This is a genomic window from Pseudomonadota bacterium, from assembly GCA_039024915.1.
Classification (GTDB): domain Bacteria; phylum Pseudomonadota; class Alphaproteobacteria; order Rhizobiales; family MH13; genus MH13.
Window position 1 is genome coordinate 262491 of record JBCCPK010000003.1, and the last position, 19120, is coordinate 281610.

Here is a 19120-nt window from a genome sequence, read left to right on the forward strand (position 1 = left end):
TTCGTAATGTTGGTGCCCTTTTCCTTCCCCTGCATTAAGCCGTGTTGACAGCGCAGCGCGTTACAACCGCTGATCCCTTGGTCATGGTTTTATGCACCGGACATTTGTCAGCGATCTCGACAAGCTTGGCGTGAACCTCTGGTTTAACGTCGCCTGACAGGTGGATGATCCGTTCAAAGCGGTCGATCTTGCCGGTTCGGGTGTTCCACTGTTCACCGCAATCGGCGCAGTCTTCAACACGAACCTTTTCATGTTCCACCGTTACTGCAACGGGGGGCAAGTCGAGCTTTTTAAAGTCTGCGTACATGCGCAACGTCATTGTCGTGCATGCGCCCAGCGCTGCCGACAAGAGATCATATGGCGCGGGACCGGTGTCCATGCCGCCGACAGTTTCCGGCTCATCTGCAAGCAGACCATGCGGGCCCATTCGCACCGATGCCTGAAACTTACCTTCACCGGTCTCAGCAACGGAAATACGGGCTTTGTCGACCTCACCATCGAAGCTTGGCGCCATGGTCTCCGCGGGCGGGACGTACCGCTCTGACCAAGCCGCAATCATCTTGGCAACGTAAGTTGCGTCAGAATGATCGGTCAGCAGGTGATCGGCGCCATCGAGCGTGACAAAACTCTTGGGGTGCTTGGCGGCGTTGTAGATCGCCGATGCGTTTTCGATACCGACTGTCGCATCAACCGGCGAATGAAAAACCATCAGCGCCTTACGCATGCTGCCGATCCTGGGTTCCAGGTTTTGACTGGCGACATCGTCAAGGAACTGCTTTTCGATCGTAAAGGTTCGGCCCGCAAGTTTAACCTCGGCTTTGCCCTCGGCTTCGATGCGCGCGACGTCCGCTTCAAAGTTATGAACGACATGGGCCGTGTCAGCAGGAGCTCCGATCGTAGCAACGGCCTTGACTTCGGGTATCTGCCCGGCGGCAGCCAAAACAGCGGCACCGCCGAGCGAGTGCCCGATCAACAGCGCTGGGGCCTCGTCATTGGCGCGCATCCAATCAACCGCACTCAGCAGATCGGCCACGTTCGATGAGAAATTTGTCGAGGCGAAGTCGCCGTCGGAATGCCCCAGCCCCGTGAAGTCAAACCGCAAGGTGGCGATGCCGTGCGCCGCCAACTCAGATGCGATGCGCTTGGCGGCAAAGACGTCCTTGGAGCAGGTGAAGCAATGCGCAAACAAAGCGCATGCTCGAGGCTTTCCGGCGGGCCTGTCAAAACGGGCGGCGAGGTCGGCGCCAGAGGCGCCTTTGAACGTGATGCGGGTGGTTGAGATGGGCATGAGCGAAGACTTTCCGACGAATGGGCGAGTGCCGGTGTCTCGCATGTCAGCATCCACAAGCGCAATTCACGCTTCCGCACGGCTGCGCACGCGCAAGTGAAACAGGGGTGAGATCGACGCTCTACCGTAGCAAGTAGGGACCGATCACTCGTCTTTGAGAAGGGCGTCGAGTTTGGCGCGCTCTTCTGGCGTGAGTTGGACAGGGCTGGAAGCAACAGTGGACCGACGGCGTAACCGCAGAAGAATGAAGGCCGCCGCCAGGGCCAGGATAGCCGCGGGGCCGAACCAAAGGAGGATAGTCTGTTGGTTCACCGGCGGGCGCAGCAAGACAAAGTCGCCGTAACGCGCCACCAAAAAGTCGAGGACCTCTTGGTCGCTATCGCCATCAACCAAGCGCTCCCGAACCAGAATTCGAAGATCGCGCGCAAGCTGCGCATTGGATTCGTCGATGCTCTCATTCTGACAGACAAGGCAGCGGATCTCAGCCGACAAATCTCGCGCGCGTTGCTCAAGGACGGGGTCGTCCAGCACCTCGTCGGGCTGCACTGCGAAGCTCGGAGAAGCCATCAGTGTTAGCGCCAGCGCAGCTGCCAATGCGGCAAGCTGGCGGATCATTCAGCTGGCTCCATCCCGACCGGGATCTTCGGCGCACGCTTTTTCTTGGCGCGGACGGGTGCGCCGATGCGCAACCGGCGATCCATCAGGGATACGAGACCACCGGCCGCCATGATCAGTGAACCGATCCAAATCAGGGTCACAAGGGGCTTGTGGTAAAGCCGGACGACTGTACCGCCATCTGCGGTCGGGTCACCGGGAGAAATGAACAGTTGGGAGAAGCCGCTGGTGTAGAAAGCGGCCTCGGTGGTTGGGAAGTTGCGCGAAGGATAGATGCGCCGAGATGGCTCCATCGTGCTCAGCAAGACGCCACCCTCGCGCAAGGAGAACTGGGCGACGATCTCCTGATAATTTGGCCCAGTATTTGGGCTCAGGCCATCGAAAGTGAACTCGTATCCCGCAATCTCGACGACGTCACCGGGCCGAACCGTGGTGATCCGCTCGGTTTCAAATGCCGACACACCGACAATTCCAAGCACCAAGACGCCGACGCCGAAGTGCGCGGTCGTCGTGCCCCATGCCGAGCGCGGCAAGTTGCGCAGACGACGGAAGCTATCGGCAATCGGCGAGGAGAACGCCTTGACGCGGGCCAAAGGCTCGGCAATCGCTCCAAGCATGACCCACACCGCCACAGCAATCGCAATCGCTTTGATCCACGCATCCATGCCAAACAAAGCGAATACGCACGCCAGGGCCACAACGGCCGCAAGCGCAGCCCACCAGACCCGATGCAACGCGGTCATCAGATCGCCGCGCTTCCACGCAAGCAGCGGGCCCAGCGGCAGGGCAATCAGCAGTGGAAGCATAAGCGGTAGGAACGTCATATTAAAGAAAGGCGGACCGACAGAGATCTTGTCGTCCGAGACCGCTTCAAGAAGCAGAGGGTAGAGCGTTCCAAGCAGGACCGTCGCCGTGGACACCGACAACAGTAGATTGTTGACGACAAGTGCGCCTTCGCGACTAACAGGTGCAAACATTCCACCTTGCCGCAGTTCTCCGGCGCGAAGTGCAAACAACGCAAAAGCCCCGCCAATGAAAACAAGCAGAATAAGCAGAATGAAAAGCCCGCGTTCGGGATCGGTGGCGAACGCATGGACCGACGTCAAAACGCCGGAGCGAACAAGGAAGGTCCCGAGCAACGATAACGAGAAAGCAACGATGGCCAGCAGCACCGTCCAGACCTTCAAAGCTTCGCGCTTTTCCATCACGATGGCCGAGTGCAAAAGCGCAGTAGCTGCTAGCCATGGCATAAACGATGCGTTCTCGACCGGGTCCCAGAACCACCATCCACCCCAGCCAAGCTCGTAATAAGCCCAGAAAGAACCGACCGAAATACCCAGCGTGAGGAACATCCATGCTGCCAGCGTCCATGGCCGGACCCAGCGCGCCCATGCTGCGTCAAGGCGCCCTTCGATGAGCGCTGCGATGGCAAAGGAGAACGAGATTGAAAGGCCGACATAGCCCAGATAGAGAAGCGGCGGGTGAAGCGTCAGACCGACCGCATCTTGCAAAAGCGGGTTAAGATCCTGCCCTTCGGCCGGGGGCGAGAACACGCGCTCGAACGGGTTGGACGTCAGCAGCATAAACAACAAAAAAGCGACGCTGACCCACGCCTGCACCGAAAGGACATTTGCCTTCAGCGTGTTAGGAAGGTTGTTCCCAAAAAGCGCAATGCCAGCCCCGAAGATGCCGAGGATGAGAACCCATAAGAGCAAGGAGCCCTCATGGTTGCCCCAGACGCCGGTAAACTTGAAGATGAGCGGCTTTTCGGAATGCGAGTTGTTGACGACGTTTAGGACGGAGAAGTCTGAGACCACATAGGCATAGGTCAACGCGGCAAACGACGAGGCCAAGAAAAAGCACTGCATAAGCGCCGTCGTATCGCCGATCTTCATCAGGCCGACGTCGCCGGTCCGCGCGCCCCAAAACGGCAGCACGCTCTGCGTCAGCGCCATGACAAGGGCAAGGATCAGAACATAATGGCCAAGTTCAACGATCATGGTTGGTCAGTTCCCCTGGCATGATCAGTAGTCGCTCTGCGGCGCGGCTTGCGCTTCGCCCTGCCAAACGCCCTGCTGGCGCAGGCTCTCGGCAACTTCGGCGGGCATGTAGTTTTCATCGTGGCGTGCCAAAACGGTGTCGGCCTGAAAAAGGCCATCGGCACCGAGATAGCCTTCGGTAACGACCCCCTGCCCTTCGCGGAATAAATCCGGCAGAATACCGGTGTACGAAACCGTGATAACGGTGTTGGTGTCGGTGACGCCGAAGCTCACCGTGTCGCCCACGCCGCGTATAACGCTCCCCGCTTCAACAAGCCCACCAAGGCGGATGCGTTGCCCCTCGCCATAGGGCTGTGAATACAGGTCTGTCGGTGAGGAAAAGAACGCAATGGATTCGCGCATGGCGAAAAGGACAAGTCCGGTCGCCACAGCGAGCAGGCTGAAAGCAACTGTTATCAAAAAAAGGCGCTGGCCCTTTCGGGTCATCGGGTCAATCGTCCTGTGCCGTTTCAGCGACAAAGTGTGGAATGGTTCTAACCATGTATAAGATGACGGTGATGCTCGCTCAAGCGCGTCAAAGTGCCCATAGTGCCCCCCGAAGATCGGGGATTTCGCACTGCCGATCTCAAAGCTACATTTGGGTTAGCCCCGTCTCCTCGGCAATGGTCAGCAATCGCAAACGAGCTGGATTATCAGTCGCGAAGACATCAAGCGCACGCTCCAGAGCAATGCGGGCCTGAGCGGGACGTTCGAGTGCCATGTAGGAGCGGATGAGCTGGCTCCAACCAGCCAAATCATCCGGTTGGTCGGCGAGACGGGCGGCAAGACCTTCGACCATACCCTCAATAGCTTCGCGGCGCTGCGCCTCGGGCAAGTTGGCGATCGCCGCAGCACTCTCCGGCGAAGGTACCTGCGGGCGACCGGCCACGTTCCCGGCGTCGAGATCGGCCAAAAGACCCGCCACGCTCTGCGCCCAAGGCGCGTCAGGGCCACCATCGCGCTGCAATGACAGCAAAGCGGCGCGCGCCTCATCATGATTGCCATCCTGGATCATGCCCAAAGCGCGATAGTAACGGGCCTTGGGAAAGATGGGGTCAATCTCGAGTGCAGCCTCGAAGCGGTTCATGGCTTCTTGCGTCACCAGCCCCTGACTTTCGATGACGATGACCTCGCCGAGATCTGTCAGAAGTGCCGGGTCATTGCCTCGAAGGCGCAGCAGTTGGGCGTAGGCGTTGCGCGCCTGCGCAAACTGGCCCTGGCGCGAGTAAATGGGAGCCAAAATGCTCCATCCACGCAAATCGTCAGGGTTCTGGCGCACAGCGTCTTCCACACGTGCGATGAGAATGGCGGCGTCTTGCTGGTCGGTATTGGCCTCCAGGCGCTCGGCCAGCGGCCTATCTGGCAGCCCCGGCGCGCCAAGCCAGTTATAAAGCGAAAGCGCCCCGACGGGTACCGCAACAAAAGCGATCATCAGGACCAAGCGCCCATGCCAGATGCCCGCCCTACCGGCGCGGCTACTGTTTTCAGAACCCGCGTCTGCTGCCTTCAATAGCCGTCGCGAAATTTCGATCCGCGCCGCTTCGGCCTCAGTTTCGCTGAGAATGCCACGCGCCTTGTCGCGGTCAATCTCCGCAAGCTGATCCTTGTAGACTTCTGCATCCGATCCACCGCCAACCTCTTCGTCAGCTTCTGGTTTCGCGCCAACCGTCCGTCCCCGAGCGAACGGGACGAGGACGGCAATAGCGGCAAGCGCTGTCAAAAGGGCAAATGCTATCCAGATCATGGGCTCGAAACAGCTCAATGGTGTGCGGGAGATATAGCCCCTCTGGTCGCGCTTTTAAGCAGGCAATTTGTCCGCCATCTGGCGGAGATCGGGGAAAGGTGCGGTTTGCCTTCAACCTGCCTTGGGCAGTGCGCGGTTTTCAACCAGCGTCTGCTGTCGCCGAGCCATGGTCGCGCCGTACTCACCGCCGAAATAGGCCTTGAAGAGAAACACCGCCGCTCGGGAGCGCGCAAGGGCGGCATCCCAATTCGTTTCAGACGCATTTGCCAAGCGATCGATGGCCTGTTCTCCCTGATTTTCAAGGATTTTCTGCAATCCTCGCTCGAGCCGCTCAATAGCGGAATTGAGGGCCAGCGACCCCCGTGCTTCACGCGCTGCCACGAAGAGGCTCGTACCGAAGACCGCATCACCTATGCTCGTGTCGTCGGGAACAATCTGCCGCCCTTTAATCTCAACAACCCCAACAACGCTCCGCACCATGTGCAACAAGGGCTCGAGCTCCTTGCCAATACGGTCGCCGATATCGACCCGAATCTCAGTCAGTTCGCGTAGCCAAGGATCATTCGGACTCTCATCCAGCGTCCGCGACAGGGCTGCCGTGAGTTCATCGAACCGTCTGAGCGCAACGGATATACGCGCCATTGTTCGATCTTCGGAAAGCAGATGGACAAGATGATCCGCTTCGACACGAACAGCAGCAACGGCGGCATCAATTGCACTCTTCATCGCGCTTTTTCGAATGCGGGTAGGATCGGAAGACTGCGCAATCTGTGCGGCGAGGCGTACCACGTCCGAGGGCGTTTCAAACCGCCGCAATAACGCACTGAAACCGAGAAACGCGTTTGCTTCGGGCGCTTTGGCGTAAACGCGCATCGCCCGCATGATGGCGTTGAGGGCCGCCTCGCCACTCACGATCTGGTCGGGAACCTTGTTCAGGATTGCGGAAATGACCGGATCCTGTTCGAAGATCGTCACCGTTTCCTGCATATCGGCGAGTATGTTGGGGCCACCAAGCTGCGCCTCCAGCCGTGCAAGCGAGCCCTGCTGCTGTTGGCATTCGCGTATGCTTTGCCGTGCGGCTTGGCAAAAAGCTTTGCGAAACTCCGCTGCGGCGTCCTTGATCGCATCATGGTCATCATCAGCGACCGTTGCGCGCAAGCTTGCCAGTGGACCATCCAGCCGTCCCGGGGCAAGATCACGGGTTATCCAAATCCAAATTGAGCGCAGAGACTTGCGCTCCACGTGCCCAGGGATCTTTTCGTCGATGGGGGTGCCAATTAGAAAGGGCTCAACGGGATCGAAAAAACGGCGCTCTGCTGATAGGGGTCGTGCGGTGTTTCCGGCGGGCTGAGGAACGTCTCGTACAGCATCCATGATGATGGCGTGGACCGGCGAATCTTCGCCGCGCGCCCGCGCCCGGTCGATCGTCTGCACAAGCATCTGACGTGAGTCATCCGACAAATCAGATAGATAGCTGCTCAGACGGGAAACAAGCTCTTGCCGCGCCTGTGACGGGCTTTCGCTGTGTGAAACACTCGACATGGGGTCCAACCGATGGATCAGTTGGGCCCCACGCTGTCACAACGGCGTTAACAGCCGGTTTTGATCGACGCGTTTTACACGTTTCGCCAAGTGCCGTCCGACTGGCGGCAAGCTGTTCCCGTCACCACCTCAGGCCGACCTTCAATGTAGACGGTGTGGGTGTAGTCACGGCAAAGGGTGCTGTTGATCTGGTAAGGCTGGCCCGGCACCACCTGGCCGCTGTAGTTTTGCGACTGCCACGCTACCGGCGCCCCTGCCCGACCGGTTTCTAGCGCCTGAAATTGCGCGGCGTAGTATTGCTGTTGTGCCTGCTGATCGAGCTGGCGACCAAGCTCCGCGCCAAGCAGACCACCGAGCACAGCGCCGCCAACGGTTGCCAAGACCTGGCCGGAACCGCTGCCGATCTGGCTGCCGACAAGACCGCCGGCCACAGCGCCACCCAGAGCGCCGATACCTTCGCGTGGGCCACCATAGGACTGGCAACCGGCAAGCGCCGTCAAAGCCGCGAGCGCAAGGGCGCCATTGCGAAGAGATATCGAGCGGCGGAAATTCGTATTCGAGGTGGTCATCACTTTCTCCCGTGAAGAACAATTGAGGTTGGTGGGTAGAGTGCGTCCAACCTTAGCGATGTGAGTCGCGTCGGTGTGGATTGCGTTGGGAATCCGGCGGAACTGGGGCAGCGCTCGGTAACGTCAGGCTTGCGCGCAATCCGCCCAAAGGTGACTGCGATAGGGCTAACCCGCCGCCGTACAGTTCGGCGATTTCCTGGACGATGGCGAGACCCAGTCCTGAGCCCTTCGAGGCCTCATCGAGCCTTTGGCCCCGTTTAAGCACGAGGGCGCGATCGTGCTCGCTCAAGCCATCGCCATCGTCATCTATGGATATGATGGTCATCGACTGGTCGTCGCTTGATTGATCATTGCTGAGACGGATTTGGCCGTGGGCGTGTCGCGACGCATTTTCCAGCAGGTTCCCGAGGATTTCTTCGAAATCATGCCGCTCAACACGAACGCGATCCTGCGGTTGGATATCAATCGCAAAATCCAAAGACTTATCGCGGCTCAACTTCTGCACAGTGCGCACCAGGGGCTCGGCGACTTCGAGAATGTGCGTCGCTTGACCGGCAACCGATTGAATTGCCGAGCGCTGCGCGCGGTCGAGATAGATGCGGATACGCGAATCGATATCGCGCGCGACTGCATGAATCTTGGTTTGGGTCGCATCTATTTCAGAGGCCGGTGCGCTTGTGGCATTCAGGATGACCGCGAGTGGCGTCTTCAACGCGTGCGCAAGGTTGCCCACATGGTGACGTGCACGTTGCATCACCTCCGAATTGGTCTCGATCATCGCATTGAGCTCGTCAACAAGCGGGCTCACCTCGGTTGGAAAACGTCCCTGTACACGCGAGGCACGAGCTTCCCGCACATCCGAAACCGCCTGGCGGACCGTCGCCAAAGGCTGCAGGCCGATGCGAACCTGCAAATATGCAAGAGCAAGCAAGACAAGCCACATGATGCTGAGGGTGAGAAATAGAGCGAGCCGAAACGCGGCGATCTCGCGGTCGAGCCCCTCGGTTGGAGCTGTAACCCGGATCAAGACCGGCTCACCGTCGAGCTGATACAGACGCTCGGCCAAGCGCAGGCGATCGCCAGCCGTAATGACGGTCGCAGTCTGTAGGCGCCCGGCATTGTTAGCAGCATGATCTTCGGGGCTGGGCGATGGGAGCGGATCGAACAAGGATGCCGAAGCGAGGCGTGCCTCGCCGCTGATCGGGTCGGCAACGGCCCAGAACCAGCCGGACCCCGGTCGGCCGAACGCCGGATTGGCGAAGTGAGCGGTTGCATCGATCAAACGTTCATTGGCGAAGTCAGCAAACAGCTGGCTGACAAAGTCCGCAAGTCTATCATCAAAGGCACGCTCGGCTCCGGCGCGATGAAGCGCAGCCATAACCAGACCGGCAATGGCCAAGGCGACAAACGAGCCCGCCGCCGCGAGCGCGCCAAGCCTCAGTGCCAACGAGTGCGAAGGTTCCGCCCTAGACATCATCTAGCCCGCGCTGCCGCTACTATCTGATGCAGCTGGAGGGGTTTTCGAGATGCGGTAGCCCATGCCGCGAACGGTTTCGATTATGTTCGCCGAAAGCTTTTTCCGCAGGCGCCCCACAAAGACCTCGATCGTGTTGGAATCCCGGTCGAAATCCTGGTCGTAAATGTGCTCGGTGAGCTCTGTGCGCGACACCACCGTGTCTGCCTTCGTCAGGAGATAGGCGAGGACGCGATACTCCTGCGCGGTCAGGCGCACAGCGCTTCCGTCATCGGTTACCCGGCCCGCCTTGAGATCGACGCTGATCGGGCCGCAGCTGATCACGTTGGAGGCCAAACCCGCCGCGCGCCGCACTATAGCACGCACGCGCGCGAGAACTTCTTCCATCTGGAAAGGCTTGGCGACGTAATCGTCGGCACCGGCATCCATTCCCTTGACCTTGTCGCTCCAACGGTCACGTGCGGTAAGAATGAGTACGGGGGTGTTGATGTTGTCTGCGCGCCAGTCCTCGAGAACGCTCAAGCCATCTTTTTGCGGCAGGCCAATATCGAGGATGATGCAATCGTAGGGCTCGGTTTCACCAAGAAACGCGCCCTCTTCACCGTCAAAGGCCACGTCCACGACATAGCCCTCATCGACAAGGGATTGCTTGAGTTGCGCGTTGAGCGTGGGTTCGTCTTCGACAACCAATAGCCGCATGATCAGCGCTCCGACATGACAGCGCCGGAGGTGGCGTTGATGACCAGCCGAGCCGAGCCGCCCGACGCGTTTACGCCCACCACCTGCCAAACCATGCTGCCCCCACTACCGCAAAGTGACGCAGAGGCAACCTCGTTGTAGCCGCGTGAATTTGCAGCCTGACGCACACTGGCCAAGGGGATGACCTGCCCGCTCTCAATGGCCGCGCGCGTTTCCGCGCCCGAAAGGCAGCCTTGCGCGCCCACCGTCGACGCGCTCAGCCCGACAGCAACGATGGTAGCGGCGACCAGCCGTAGCACGGGCCGTCGCTGTGTCGCAAAAGAATGGTGCAGGGAGGGAAACGATAGCTTCATGGCGATGCCTATAGACCGGTTCGCATGAACACCATCTGAACAGTGCTGTCAGCAACCGGCAAGCCTTGCCATCAGATGTTATTGCCCGCCATCGCCCTTTGGAGGTCGAGGAACTGTGCGCGTTACAAGTCCACGTTTAGCGTAGCTGATGCCCCAAGCATCTGGCCAAAGCCGAGCTGACGGACCTCGGCCCCGAAGCCAGCGGTGACGCCATCTGCAGATTGCTGCGCAGCCGTGTAGAGGAAAGATGGACTTGTGACGCGCTCGGTACGGGCAATCGTACCCGAGACCGTGATGACAAGCTCATAAAGCTCGGTTTCCTCAACCAAGGGCACTTCAGCTAGCGACCACACACCCGACTGGCCGCGCGCGCATCGAACCCAGCTTAGGAGCCAATCCGCACCGTCGCTCTTGGCCTTCAAATGGGCTGGTGCAAGCGGCTCCAGACTGCGGGGTACCGCTGCAAAACTGACCGGCTCCGGCTGAGCTCCAGACTGGCCGGAGCGAACTGGCGTTGCCGTGATGGTGCCGCCACGCATGACCTGTTCAAGCGGCAAATCGAGGCGCTCGAGGGCCTGATCGAGAACGACAAAACGCGAGCCTTCTGGCGCCCCCAACCCAGCGGCTTTTCCGGTCCCTGCAAGACCGCGCAAGAAGGTTCGAAGACGATACCGATCGACGCCGATCAACTCGGCGGACTGATAGGCGATGATCTCAAGTTCATCCCCGGAGACAATCGCTGCGCGATTGCCGCCTTCGAGAAAGCGCGTTGCATCGAGGCTTTCCAGAGACCCGCTCGGAACATCGACGATCAACTCCGAGGATCGATCTGGCACATTGACAGGCCCGGCCGGGAGCGATGAAACCAACGATCCGATGCTGGAGGGGCGAGAAAGCTGCTGAACGGCGCTTGCAGAGGTTGTTTCTCCAGTGCCATCGGTCGGCTCAAAGCTTATATTTACTGCCCCGGGCCACGGCTTGGCGTAGGCGGCGAGATACACACCATGCTCATTGGCGCGCTCAGCCGACGCGGGTGGAAGGTCAAGAACCAGCAGATCAACGGGTCCGAAAATCGGGCGCGCCTCGATCGTTGGCAGATCGGCAGTAGTTGGCGCCAGGCGGTAGATACCTGGATCGACGGCATGTGCCTCAAGACGCCTGACCTGTCCGTCTGTGAGCCGGTTGATCCGCATCACGAGCGGCGCGTCAGCGTCACCGTAGGCAATCGCTACGCAATCACCTGCCTCAAGATGAGCCCAACTGGGCGGCAAGGAAAGGTCAAGCGTCTGACCGGCCAACACCGCCTCATGGAGCATCCGTTCTGCAATTGGCTGCGCGACGGCCGGGTCGAGGGTTAGTGGATAGGCCAGAACCTGCTCCTGGCCAGCTGAACGCGGGTTCTCCACCGTGTGACCTGGCCGGATGTCTGAGCGAACAATGCCAGTCCTGTGGTCGTGAAACGGCGATCGAAAGCCCAGTGTGACTTGGCGGACAGCATCATGACTGTCGGTCTGACCCAATCGGATCAACGGGGTTTCGTTCCGCGCCGCCAAGTCATCAGCGATCAGCTCAACCGGCTCGATGAGGGAGCGCATCGCTACCCGGGCTCCATCTGCCGCTGGAAGGACGAGAAAGCCGAAAATACCGGACAGATCGTCGATGATACCGCGGGCGCTTGCCGGTCCAGGCAAGATGTAGCCCTCCACAACGCCGCGCGCGCCCGACACATCCAGCGCGGGCAGATCGAAGCGCGCATTTATTGTAGCCAACAGGTCAGCCAGGCCGGACGCACCAAGCCGCCCATTGAGCCAATGGCCGCGATACCAGTTTCCGCTGTCCGACCAAACATCGCTGGCAAGCGGAAAGGTTGGAAAAGGTCGCGCGTCCCACGTCCACAGATGGATCGCTGAGGGGTCGATCATCGCACGGCCGTCGATGGAAGAAAGCGGATTTTCGGCGCCGCCTTGCTGGCTCCAGACGGACAGTGCCGTCGTGAGAATCGCGCGCTGAGCATCATCGTCTCGCTCGCCGCGGGAAAATGGCGGCAACGCGTCCGCGCTGGGCTTGTCACTGGGGAAGGCCGAGGGCCGATTGCCGGCAAGATCGGTGGCCGGCGCACCAAACTCGGTGAGCCACAGCGGCTTGCTCATGGGGACCCAACCGGTGGGCTGCGTTTCCCGGACGCCAGCCACACGGTTGTGGTGGGCGTTACTCCACCAACTGACGAGATCCTTGGACTTGTAGACCCAGGGTTCTCCATAGGCTCCGTCGGTTATCGGCGTGCGCACTTGTGCCTCGCGATCGGCATCGCTGGCGTAGTACCAGTCAGCGTTCTCACCACCGGAAAGGCCCGCCTTGATAACGGCTGGATCCGACGCGCTGGCCCCCAAACCGGCATCCAGATGACCGCTCTCATACCGCCAGTCGGTTATCGGCTGATACTGATCGATGCCGATGACATCGATCTCAGGCGACGACCATAGCGGATCAAGATGAAAATGCAGGTCGCCCGAACCATCGTTTGGCTGGTGGTTTGAATACTCTGACCAATCTGCTCCATAGGTCAGCACCGTTTCCGCGCCAATGAGTTGGCGGACCTCGCCAGCAAGGCCGACGAGCCTGTCAACGAACGGGTAGCTTCCGGGGGCATCCCGTACGGTGGTTATCCCGCGCATCTCCGAACCCATCACGAACGCGTCGACGCCCTCAGCTGCCTTTGCCAATGCCGCCATGTGCAAAATGAAGCGGCTGAAGCTCCACTCTGAAGGCCCGTTGTAGGAAACGCTTCCGCTCGCAACAGCGAAATCGGAAGCCGTTACGTTTCCGACAAAGGCATCGATCATCGGCTGGGTCAGGCTTGTACCATCCGGTGTACCGCCCAGACCCGGAGCGGGCGAAACGGTGATTTCCCCGCGCCACGGATAGGCCTTCTGGCCGACTGAGCCTGTGTATGGGTCGATCAGGACGTTATCCTCCGGCACATCCATCATGATGAACGGCATCAGAGTGACCTTTAGCCCCCGAGCCCTAAGATCAGCGATGGCCGCAAGGACTGACGCATCATCAGGAGTCGAGCCGTACGCGGCGCGCTCTTCGTGCCGGGACACCTCAAGGGCAGACGTGGCTTTGACGCCAGCAACCGACCACTTCTTCGTGAGTTTTCGGGTCCGATCTTCTATGCGGGGCGTGACTGTGCAGGTGGCTGCATCGAGGGAGTCGCCGAACCATGCCACAATGAGCGCAACGCGTTCGAGGTTCGGGCACAGGCTCTGCAAATCGTCGAGCGATGCTTCCCAGTCACTGCGTGCGTAAGGGTTGTGATTGTTCTCTGCGACCGTTTCTGAGCGGCTTATTTTTTGGGATACCGGTTCGGGATCATAACCGAATGCAGTCGCACCAGGGATAATCGTGACGGCTTTGACGAGCGGCTCCAACGCGCCAATCGGGCGAACGACTTCAAATGCCAATTGCGGGATACGATTGCCGAAAGCTTCGAGCGGCATGCGCTCAAAAACAGCGTAGGCCAGACCGCGATAAGCAGGAGTTGACCCTTCCTTGGATTCAATGAGCGGGTCGGCAGCTTGATCGTCGCGACCGTCATGAACGCGCATGACGATGTTCTCGAGATCGAGGGGTTTGCCGTCCGCCCAGACCCGCGTAACCCGCCCAATGGTTCCCTCGCACAGGCCGATCGCGAAATTTGCGTAGTAGCTGTAGGTGGTCGTTTTGACCTTCGGTCCTCCACCTTTGCCACCCGTGCTCTTGCTGGTGGTCGTGACTTCTTCCTCGTAACGCGTTGCCCAGATCATCTGCCCGGACAGGCGCGCGCGACCGTAAACGATTGGAATGCCTGCACCTTCGGTCGACGTCTGCACATCAAGGTTCTTGAGCCGCGGGCCCTCGCGTCTGATGTCCTCGCCAAATAGCTGGTGATCGACGACATTGCCGAGCGTTGAGCCAATCGCTTTGCCGAGCACCGCCCCTATCGGGCCACCGAATACGCCGCCAATTGCACCGCCAAGCGATCCGAGCAGAAGTGTTGCCATGGATTAGTGGTCCAAGTTTGTGGTGTTGGGAAAACGGAAAATGGCGGCGATGTTGCTTCGCCACGCGCTGACGTTGGAGCGGACGACCCGTCCGCCCTCGTACGCATGGATGATCGAGCCATCGCCCATGAGGATGGCTAGGTGTGACGCGGGCCAACGCGCACGCCATCGCAGCGCGATCACATCCCCCGCCCCCGCCTGGTCGGCATTGATGGGCAAAAGATGTGCGTTGAGGCCATCGAGCAGTGGCTCACCCTTGGCGTGGCTTGCCCAGTCGCGTTGTTCAGTCCGCATCAAGTTGAAATGCTGCGCGGTAACCTGCGACCACACGCCGACGAGCAGGCCAAGGCAATCAGCACCGACCTGTCTGGTCGATCCCTGATGGCAGTACGGTGTGCCAATCCATCGGACAGCCTCGGCTGCGATGCGTTGGCGCAGCTGACGGTTGCAGGCTTCGCGCTGAATGGGGGGCACCACGGAGCCGTCGTTTGCGGCGATCATGAGCCGCCCCCATTGCGGCTTCCGCCATCAAGGTTTCCGTCGTCGGACGCGGGATAGGACAGCGCGAAATCATCGCCAGGCATGTGTGGGAACCCGCGAAAGTTTGCGGCGTTTTCGAAGCGATCCCTGCAGGTTGCAAAGCGCTTGTCGCAGCCGGCGGTCACGGTCACCAAGGTGCCTGTCTGCGGCGTGCTTGGGGGCGCATGCCACAACTCAATGATGGCGGCATCGTCTTCAATCAGGTGGCGACGGACGCGCAGAGGTGGCTGGCCCGACCAGTGAGCCGTGCCGCCGTTGAAGGCACCTGCAGCGAAGCCGCTAAGCCCTGACAGCCGCAGCGCGTTGGGCGTCGGCCGGCTCACAAGGGAGCCTGATCCGGTTTGCGCTGGGTCGTTGAGGTCGACACCGCAGCGCCCGTCACCAAGCTGTGCGTCGCATCGCGCGGAGAAGATGCGCCCACGTGTGGCGTCGTAAGCCGCAAATGGCCCGCGAACCTCGGCGTGAAAGGTCCCATCACGCGCGCTGACATCGCCAAGTGTTGCATCCGTCTGCCGAAGGAAAGCGGCCGGATCAGCCCAGTTTACGAGCAACATCTCGACCTTGGCTCCATCGAAGCGACCCGCTGCAAGGTCTGCAGTGCTCAAGCGATCGTCGCTCATCGCGGCAACCAGATCGAGTTCACCGACCACTGGCCCAACGGCGCTGGTCGCTTCGCTCGCTTCGAAGCCGCCAGATGGCTCAAAAAGGCTGCCATCGACCTCCAGCGGGGCATCATGGTCGGTCAGCGCGATGACAACGCCATCGGTCCGGGTAAGGCGCACGCAACGGCAGACCGTCGCCGCGCCCGACCCTAACGTGGCCCGTAAACTCTGAGGAACATCACGCATCGGCCGCCTCTCGCAAAAACACCTCGATTAAGGGGATTGTCGGCATCGACCCGGCGCGGAACGCTGTCAGATCAATGTCCAGCGCGTCGGTGTCAAAGCGGGTGGGAACGTCGAAGAGGAACCCCGCGCTCAGCGCAGCGCCTGCTGTCGGTGGCGTACTGAAGACAACAGCGCCATTGTCACCGATGGAAAACGCACTTGTCGCGACACCATCGACCGCAACCGAAACCGAACCAGGCACAGGTAACAGGACGGGCCGCTCAGGTGCGGCGCCAACGCTTTTCGACAGAGGAAAGATCGTCGTTGTTCCGTCGCCAACGCCCAGCGGTTGGTCGGTGGCCGATGGCGTCCCCTCTACCGCACAGGACCGGTTGTCGAGCGGGTCGCGAAACCGAAACGAGTAGAGTTGCCCCATACGCGCATCAAAGAATGCCTGGACCGCGTGCAAATCGGCGATGCTGCGCAGCCCACCGCCAGCGTCAAAGGTTCTCTTGGCGTACCGCCACCGGGTCGATCGTTCTTCATGACCGGAGCCTAAAGTGACAATCTCGGTCTGGCGCTTGGCGGTGACCCGTGCGCCGCGCGCCACCGGCACGGGAAACGACACGTCATGAAACGCTTGAAATGCAGCCATCGCCAGCTCCTAGGTTCCGCGCTGCCCGCGCGCGACGGCGCGCGCGAGGGAAGACGCAATCTGGGTTTCAGAAGAGCGGAAGCTCGCCGCGTCGGTCGCGTTGACCGAGACGTTGACGACGGACGACGCCAAACCGGTGGACGTCGTGCCGCCCCCTAGTCCCCCGACCCCGCCGCCAAACAACGAGCCCGTTACCGCGCCAACAAGGCTCTCGCCCAGCGAGCCAACAAGGTCGAAGACCGGCGCTAAAGAGCGATCAAGCGCGCGATCGGCGTGCTTGAGCACCAGAGACTGCAGCAGTCCGTCGAGCTCCTTGCCCTGGATCAGGGCCTTGGCAAGATCCTTGGTGAGCGCTCCGCTCAAGCTCAGAAGATCATCTTCGAGTTCACCAAGAGAGGCAGCAAAACTAGAGGTGATGGGATTGTCATCAGGTGGTGAGGGCATCAGGCCGCCTCTCGGATTGAGTGTCGGGGAATGCGCGCATGAGCGCGTCGAGATCGTTCACAGAAGGGCTTTGGAGGCCCGTGCCCCGAACCGCAGCAGCGGCCCGCAAGGCGTCTCTGAACGGCAGAGACCAGACCACGCCGATGTCGGCTAGGCGGTGGGCAATCAGTGCTTTCACGATGTCGCAGGTTCCAAGCCGTCGCGCGCCCGGTTCTCCAACAGGCGCGCTCACGATGCGCCGAAGGTTGCGCGAATGAGATCGGCATAGGCCCGTGCGAGGGTTGCGGGTGACGCCCCCAACTCCAAAAGCTTCACGGCCTGTCCGCGCTCCACGCAACTGCCCGCGACCATGGCTTCGATCAGGACCGGTCCGATCTGCTCGGCGCGCACCGTGCAAAGCCGCGCGATGAGGGCTGACAGATCATTGGTTTCAAAGAGCGCTTCCAGTCGCGCCAGCGCGTCGAGGGTCAGAACCAGCGTGTAGGGCTTGTTCTCGAGGGTGAGAAAGACCTCGCCGCGGTACCCGTTCGCCGTCATGGCAGTGCTGTGAAGGTCAGGGCGCCAGCCGATTCAAGCACCATCGAGAAGGTAATGGCATCGTCATGCCGACCCTCGTAATCCAGCGTCGAGACTAGAAACGGTCCCTCGATTGTTCCGAAATCTGGAATAACAACCTGCCAGGGGGCGACCACACCATCAAAGAAAAGACCGCGCACCAGCTCGTCCGATGCGACATCGCGAAACAGTCCCTGGCCGCTGATACGACCCCTCCTTAGGCCCGCGTCACCGAGGAGCTCGCGCCAGCGTCCGGTGCTGTCGCCATGGGTCACATCCACCAGGTCCTGCGATAGATCGAGTGTCCGTGCTCGAAGACCGCCAATGGTCTGGAAGCTTTGCGAACCCGTGGCATCGACCTTCAAAAGAAGCGTACGCCCTGCATGTGCGCTCATAAATCGTCTCCAAAATCGGCAAGAAGGCTGAGCCGCAGCACCGCTCGCTCGGTGTCCTGCGCGCTGTCATGATCGATGGTCACCGACGTAACCCTGTGGGCAAGCGTGACGGCACCAACCGGTGCGATGGAGGCGCTTCGAAAGCCCGCCTGGATCGCCGATGCGGCAGCCTGGACGGTTTGAAACGAACCCGTTTCGGTCAGCAAAGTCAGCGTCCAGTCGCAGTCCGCACCGACCATTGTGTCGGTTGACCATGGGCGCATGGCAGCGGCGCCCAACATGACCGTTGGCCTTGCCGATGGCGGCCCGGGCCGGTCGGCGAAGGTGAAGCCCGAAAGCTCTGGCAGCGTTTGCAGCCAGCTGACCAGCGCGGTTTTCAGATCGTTAAGAACCGCGCTCATGTCGCCGCCTTGCGATCAATCTCGCGAACATCGATGCGGTCGAAAGGATAGGAGCGGCCGCCCGGCTCAACCGCATCGACCGCCAGCGTGCGTTCCACACCAGACAGTTCAAAACGCAAGCGGTCCCCGATCGCTGGCGCGAGCCCCAAACGAACGGTCACGAGCCCGCGCGCACCGGCGTCATGCACAGGTGCGCGGGTCCGGATTGCCGGTGCAGCGTCCTCAAAACGCGCCCAGACGGAGCGGACAGCCGCGTAGCTGACGGTTCCTCCCGCCATACCATCGTCGGTTCGGGTGGCCGACAAAACCTCCATCCGCACATCAAGCGCGCCGGGGTCGACCGATGATGCAACCGGGCTCATAGGCTGATCTCCCGGTATGGCTCAATAAGATCGAAAAGACCGTCCGGCTCGCCCGCTGCGGTAAAGTCAAAACCGGTAGCGCGGTGCGCGTACCAATGGCTTGCGAGCATCACAACGGCGTGCCGTAGGACGGCAGGAACATCGAAGCCCGATGGGCCATACCCTGCCGTGACATCAATCTCGATGCCGTTCATTGCGCGCATACGCGTCGCAGCGGGACGGCGGAGCATCAGCCTCGGCCAGCGCCCACCGAGATCGCCAAGCCAATCTTCTGGCTCGAGCGACGTCGGCGATCCGGAACTGTCATAGACCGTAATTGCGTCAATCGACTGGATCGGACGCAACAGCAACGAGATCCGCCCATCGGGCGGCACCTCGTCAGCAATGATGCGCCAGGTCTGGGTGACGAAAACCTTGCCCGACAGCGTCTCGATATGAGCACGGGCGGCGAGCAGCATAGCAGCGATCAGAGCGTCCTCTTCATCGTTGTCGATGCGCGCATGGGCTTTGAAATCGGAAAGGGCGACAGGCTCCACCGACGGGCTTGTCAGCTGCACAAGCGTCATGAAGAC

General features: G+C 60.5%; 21 protein-coding genes. All 21 read right to left on the reverse strand.

Annotated elements, in window-relative coordinates:
- Nucleotides 1–34: 34 nt before the first annotated feature.
- Nucleotides 35–1288 (reverse strand): bifunctional alpha/beta hydrolase/OsmC family protein, encoded by a 1254-nt coding sequence (locus AAF739_07435; GenBank protein ID MEM6382487.1) that lies wholly within the window; start codon nt 1286–1288, stop codon nt 35–37.
- A 144-nt stretch (nt 1289–1432) separates the two neighbouring features.
- Entirely contained in the window at nt 1433–1903 is a 471-nt protein-coding gene (locus AAF739_07440) for a cytochrome c-type biogenesis protein (GenBank protein MEM6382488.1), read from the reverse strand.
- Entirely contained in the window at nt 1900–3903 is a 2004-nt protein-coding gene (locus AAF739_07445; GenBank protein ID MEM6382489.1) for a heme lyase CcmF/NrfE family subunit, read from the reverse strand. Before AAF739_07445 ends, AAF739_07440 begins: the two co-directional genes overlap by 4 nt.
- Before the next feature lie 24 nt (nt 3904–3927).
- Nucleotides 3928–4389 carry a cytochrome c maturation protein CcmE gene (gene ccmE / locus AAF739_07450; GenBank protein ID MEM6382490.1) on the reverse strand — a complete coding sequence of 154 codons (462 nt, stop codon included), beginning with the start codon at nt 4387–4389 and terminating at the stop codon, nt 3928–3930.
- Nucleotides 4390–4534: 145 nt separating this feature from the next.
- Nucleotides 4535–5686, reverse strand: a complete 1152-nt coding sequence (ccmI, locus tag AAF739_07455) for a c-type cytochrome biogenesis protein CcmI (GenBank protein ID MEM6382491.1) — start codon at nt 5684–5686, stop codon at nt 4535–4537.
- Between the two features lie 111 nt (nt 5687–5797).
- Complete coding sequence (locus AAF739_07460) at nt 5798–7228, reverse strand: hypothetical protein (GenBank protein MEM6382492.1); 1431 nt, start codon at nt 7226–7228, stop codon at nt 5798–5800.
- A 74-nt stretch (nt 7229–7302) separates the two neighbouring features.
- Nucleotides 7303–7797: a glycine zipper 2TM domain-containing protein gene (locus AAF739_07465; GenBank protein MEM6382493.1), complete on the reverse strand. Its 495-nt coding sequence runs from the start codon at nt 7795–7797 to the stop codon at nt 7303–7305.
- A gap of 52 nt (nt 7798–7849) precedes the next feature.
- On the reverse strand, nt 7850–9274 hold the full coding sequence (locus AAF739_07470; protein MEM6382494.1) for a HAMP domain-containing sensor histidine kinase: 1425 nt from the start codon (nt 9272–9274) through the stop codon (nt 7850–7852).
- Nucleotides 9275–9970, reverse strand: a complete 696-nt coding sequence (locus AAF739_07475; protein ID MEM6382495.1) for a response regulator transcription factor — start codon at nt 9968–9970, stop codon at nt 9275–9277.
- A 2-nt stretch (nt 9971–9972) separates the two neighbouring features.
- Nucleotides 9973–10323, reverse strand: a complete 351-nt coding sequence (locus AAF739_07480) for a hypothetical protein (protein MEM6382496.1) — start codon at nt 10321–10323, stop codon at nt 9973–9975.
- Between the two features lie 122 nt (nt 10324–10445).
- Nucleotides 10446–14369: a glycoside hydrolase/phage tail family protein gene (locus AAF739_07485; GenBank protein ID MEM6382497.1), complete on the reverse strand. Its 3924-nt coding sequence runs from the start codon at nt 14367–14369 to the stop codon at nt 10446–10448.
- Between the two features lie 3 nt (nt 14370–14372).
- Nucleotides 14373–14870: an NlpC/P60 family protein gene (locus AAF739_07490; GenBank protein MEM6382498.1), complete on the reverse strand. Its 498-nt coding sequence runs from the start codon at nt 14868–14870 to the stop codon at nt 14373–14375.
- The gene (locus tag AAF739_07495) at nt 14867–15757 is read right to left on the reverse strand and encodes a DUF2163 domain-containing protein (GenBank protein ID MEM6382499.1); all 891 of its coding nucleotides are present in this window, start codon (nt 15755–15757) and stop codon (nt 14867–14869) included. The genes AAF739_07490 and AAF739_07495 overlap by 4 nt, the downstream gene beginning before the upstream one ends.
- Nucleotides 15750–16391, reverse strand: coding sequence for a DUF2460 domain-containing protein (locus tag AAF739_07500; protein ID MEM6382500.1), 642 nt, complete (start codon nt 16389–16391; stop codon nt 15750–15752). Before AAF739_07500 ends, AAF739_07495 begins: the two co-directional genes overlap by 8 nt.
- Nucleotides 16392–16400: 9 nt before the next feature.
- Nucleotides 16401–16835: a hypothetical protein gene (locus AAF739_07505; GenBank protein MEM6382501.1), complete on the reverse strand. Its 435-nt coding sequence runs from the start codon at nt 16833–16835 to the stop codon at nt 16401–16403.
- Complete coding sequence (locus AAF739_07510) at nt 16819–17067, reverse strand: hypothetical protein (protein MEM6382502.1); 249 nt, start codon at nt 17065–17067, stop codon at nt 16819–16821. The genes AAF739_07505 and AAF739_07510 overlap by 17 nt, the downstream gene beginning before the upstream one ends.
- The gene (locus AAF739_07515; protein ID MEM6382503.1) at nt 17064–17372 is read right to left on the reverse strand and encodes a GTA-gp10 family protein; all 309 of its coding nucleotides are present in this window, start codon (nt 17370–17372) and stop codon (nt 17064–17066) included. Before AAF739_07515 ends, AAF739_07510 begins: the two co-directional genes overlap by 4 nt.
- Nucleotides 17369–17785, reverse strand: a complete 417-nt coding sequence (locus tag AAF739_07520) for a phage major tail protein, TP901-1 family (GenBank protein ID MEM6382504.1) — start codon at nt 17783–17785, stop codon at nt 17369–17371. Before AAF739_07520 ends, AAF739_07515 begins: the two co-directional genes overlap by 4 nt.
- Entirely contained in the window at nt 17782–18186 is a 405-nt protein-coding gene (locus tag AAF739_07525; GenBank protein MEM6382505.1) for a DUF3168 domain-containing protein, read from the reverse strand. The genes AAF739_07520 and AAF739_07525 overlap by 4 nt, the downstream gene beginning before the upstream one ends.
- Entirely contained in the window at nt 18183–18548 is a 366-nt protein-coding gene (locus tag AAF739_07530) for a hypothetical protein (GenBank protein ID MEM6382506.1), read from the reverse strand. Before AAF739_07530 ends, AAF739_07525 begins: the two co-directional genes overlap by 4 nt.
- The gene (locus AAF739_07535) at nt 18545–19114 is read right to left on the reverse strand and encodes a head-tail connector protein (protein MEM6382507.1); all 570 of its coding nucleotides are present in this window, start codon (nt 19112–19114) and stop codon (nt 18545–18547) included. The genes AAF739_07530 and AAF739_07535 overlap by 4 nt, the downstream gene beginning before the upstream one ends.
- Between the last annotated feature and the right edge of the window lie 6 nt (nt 19115–19120).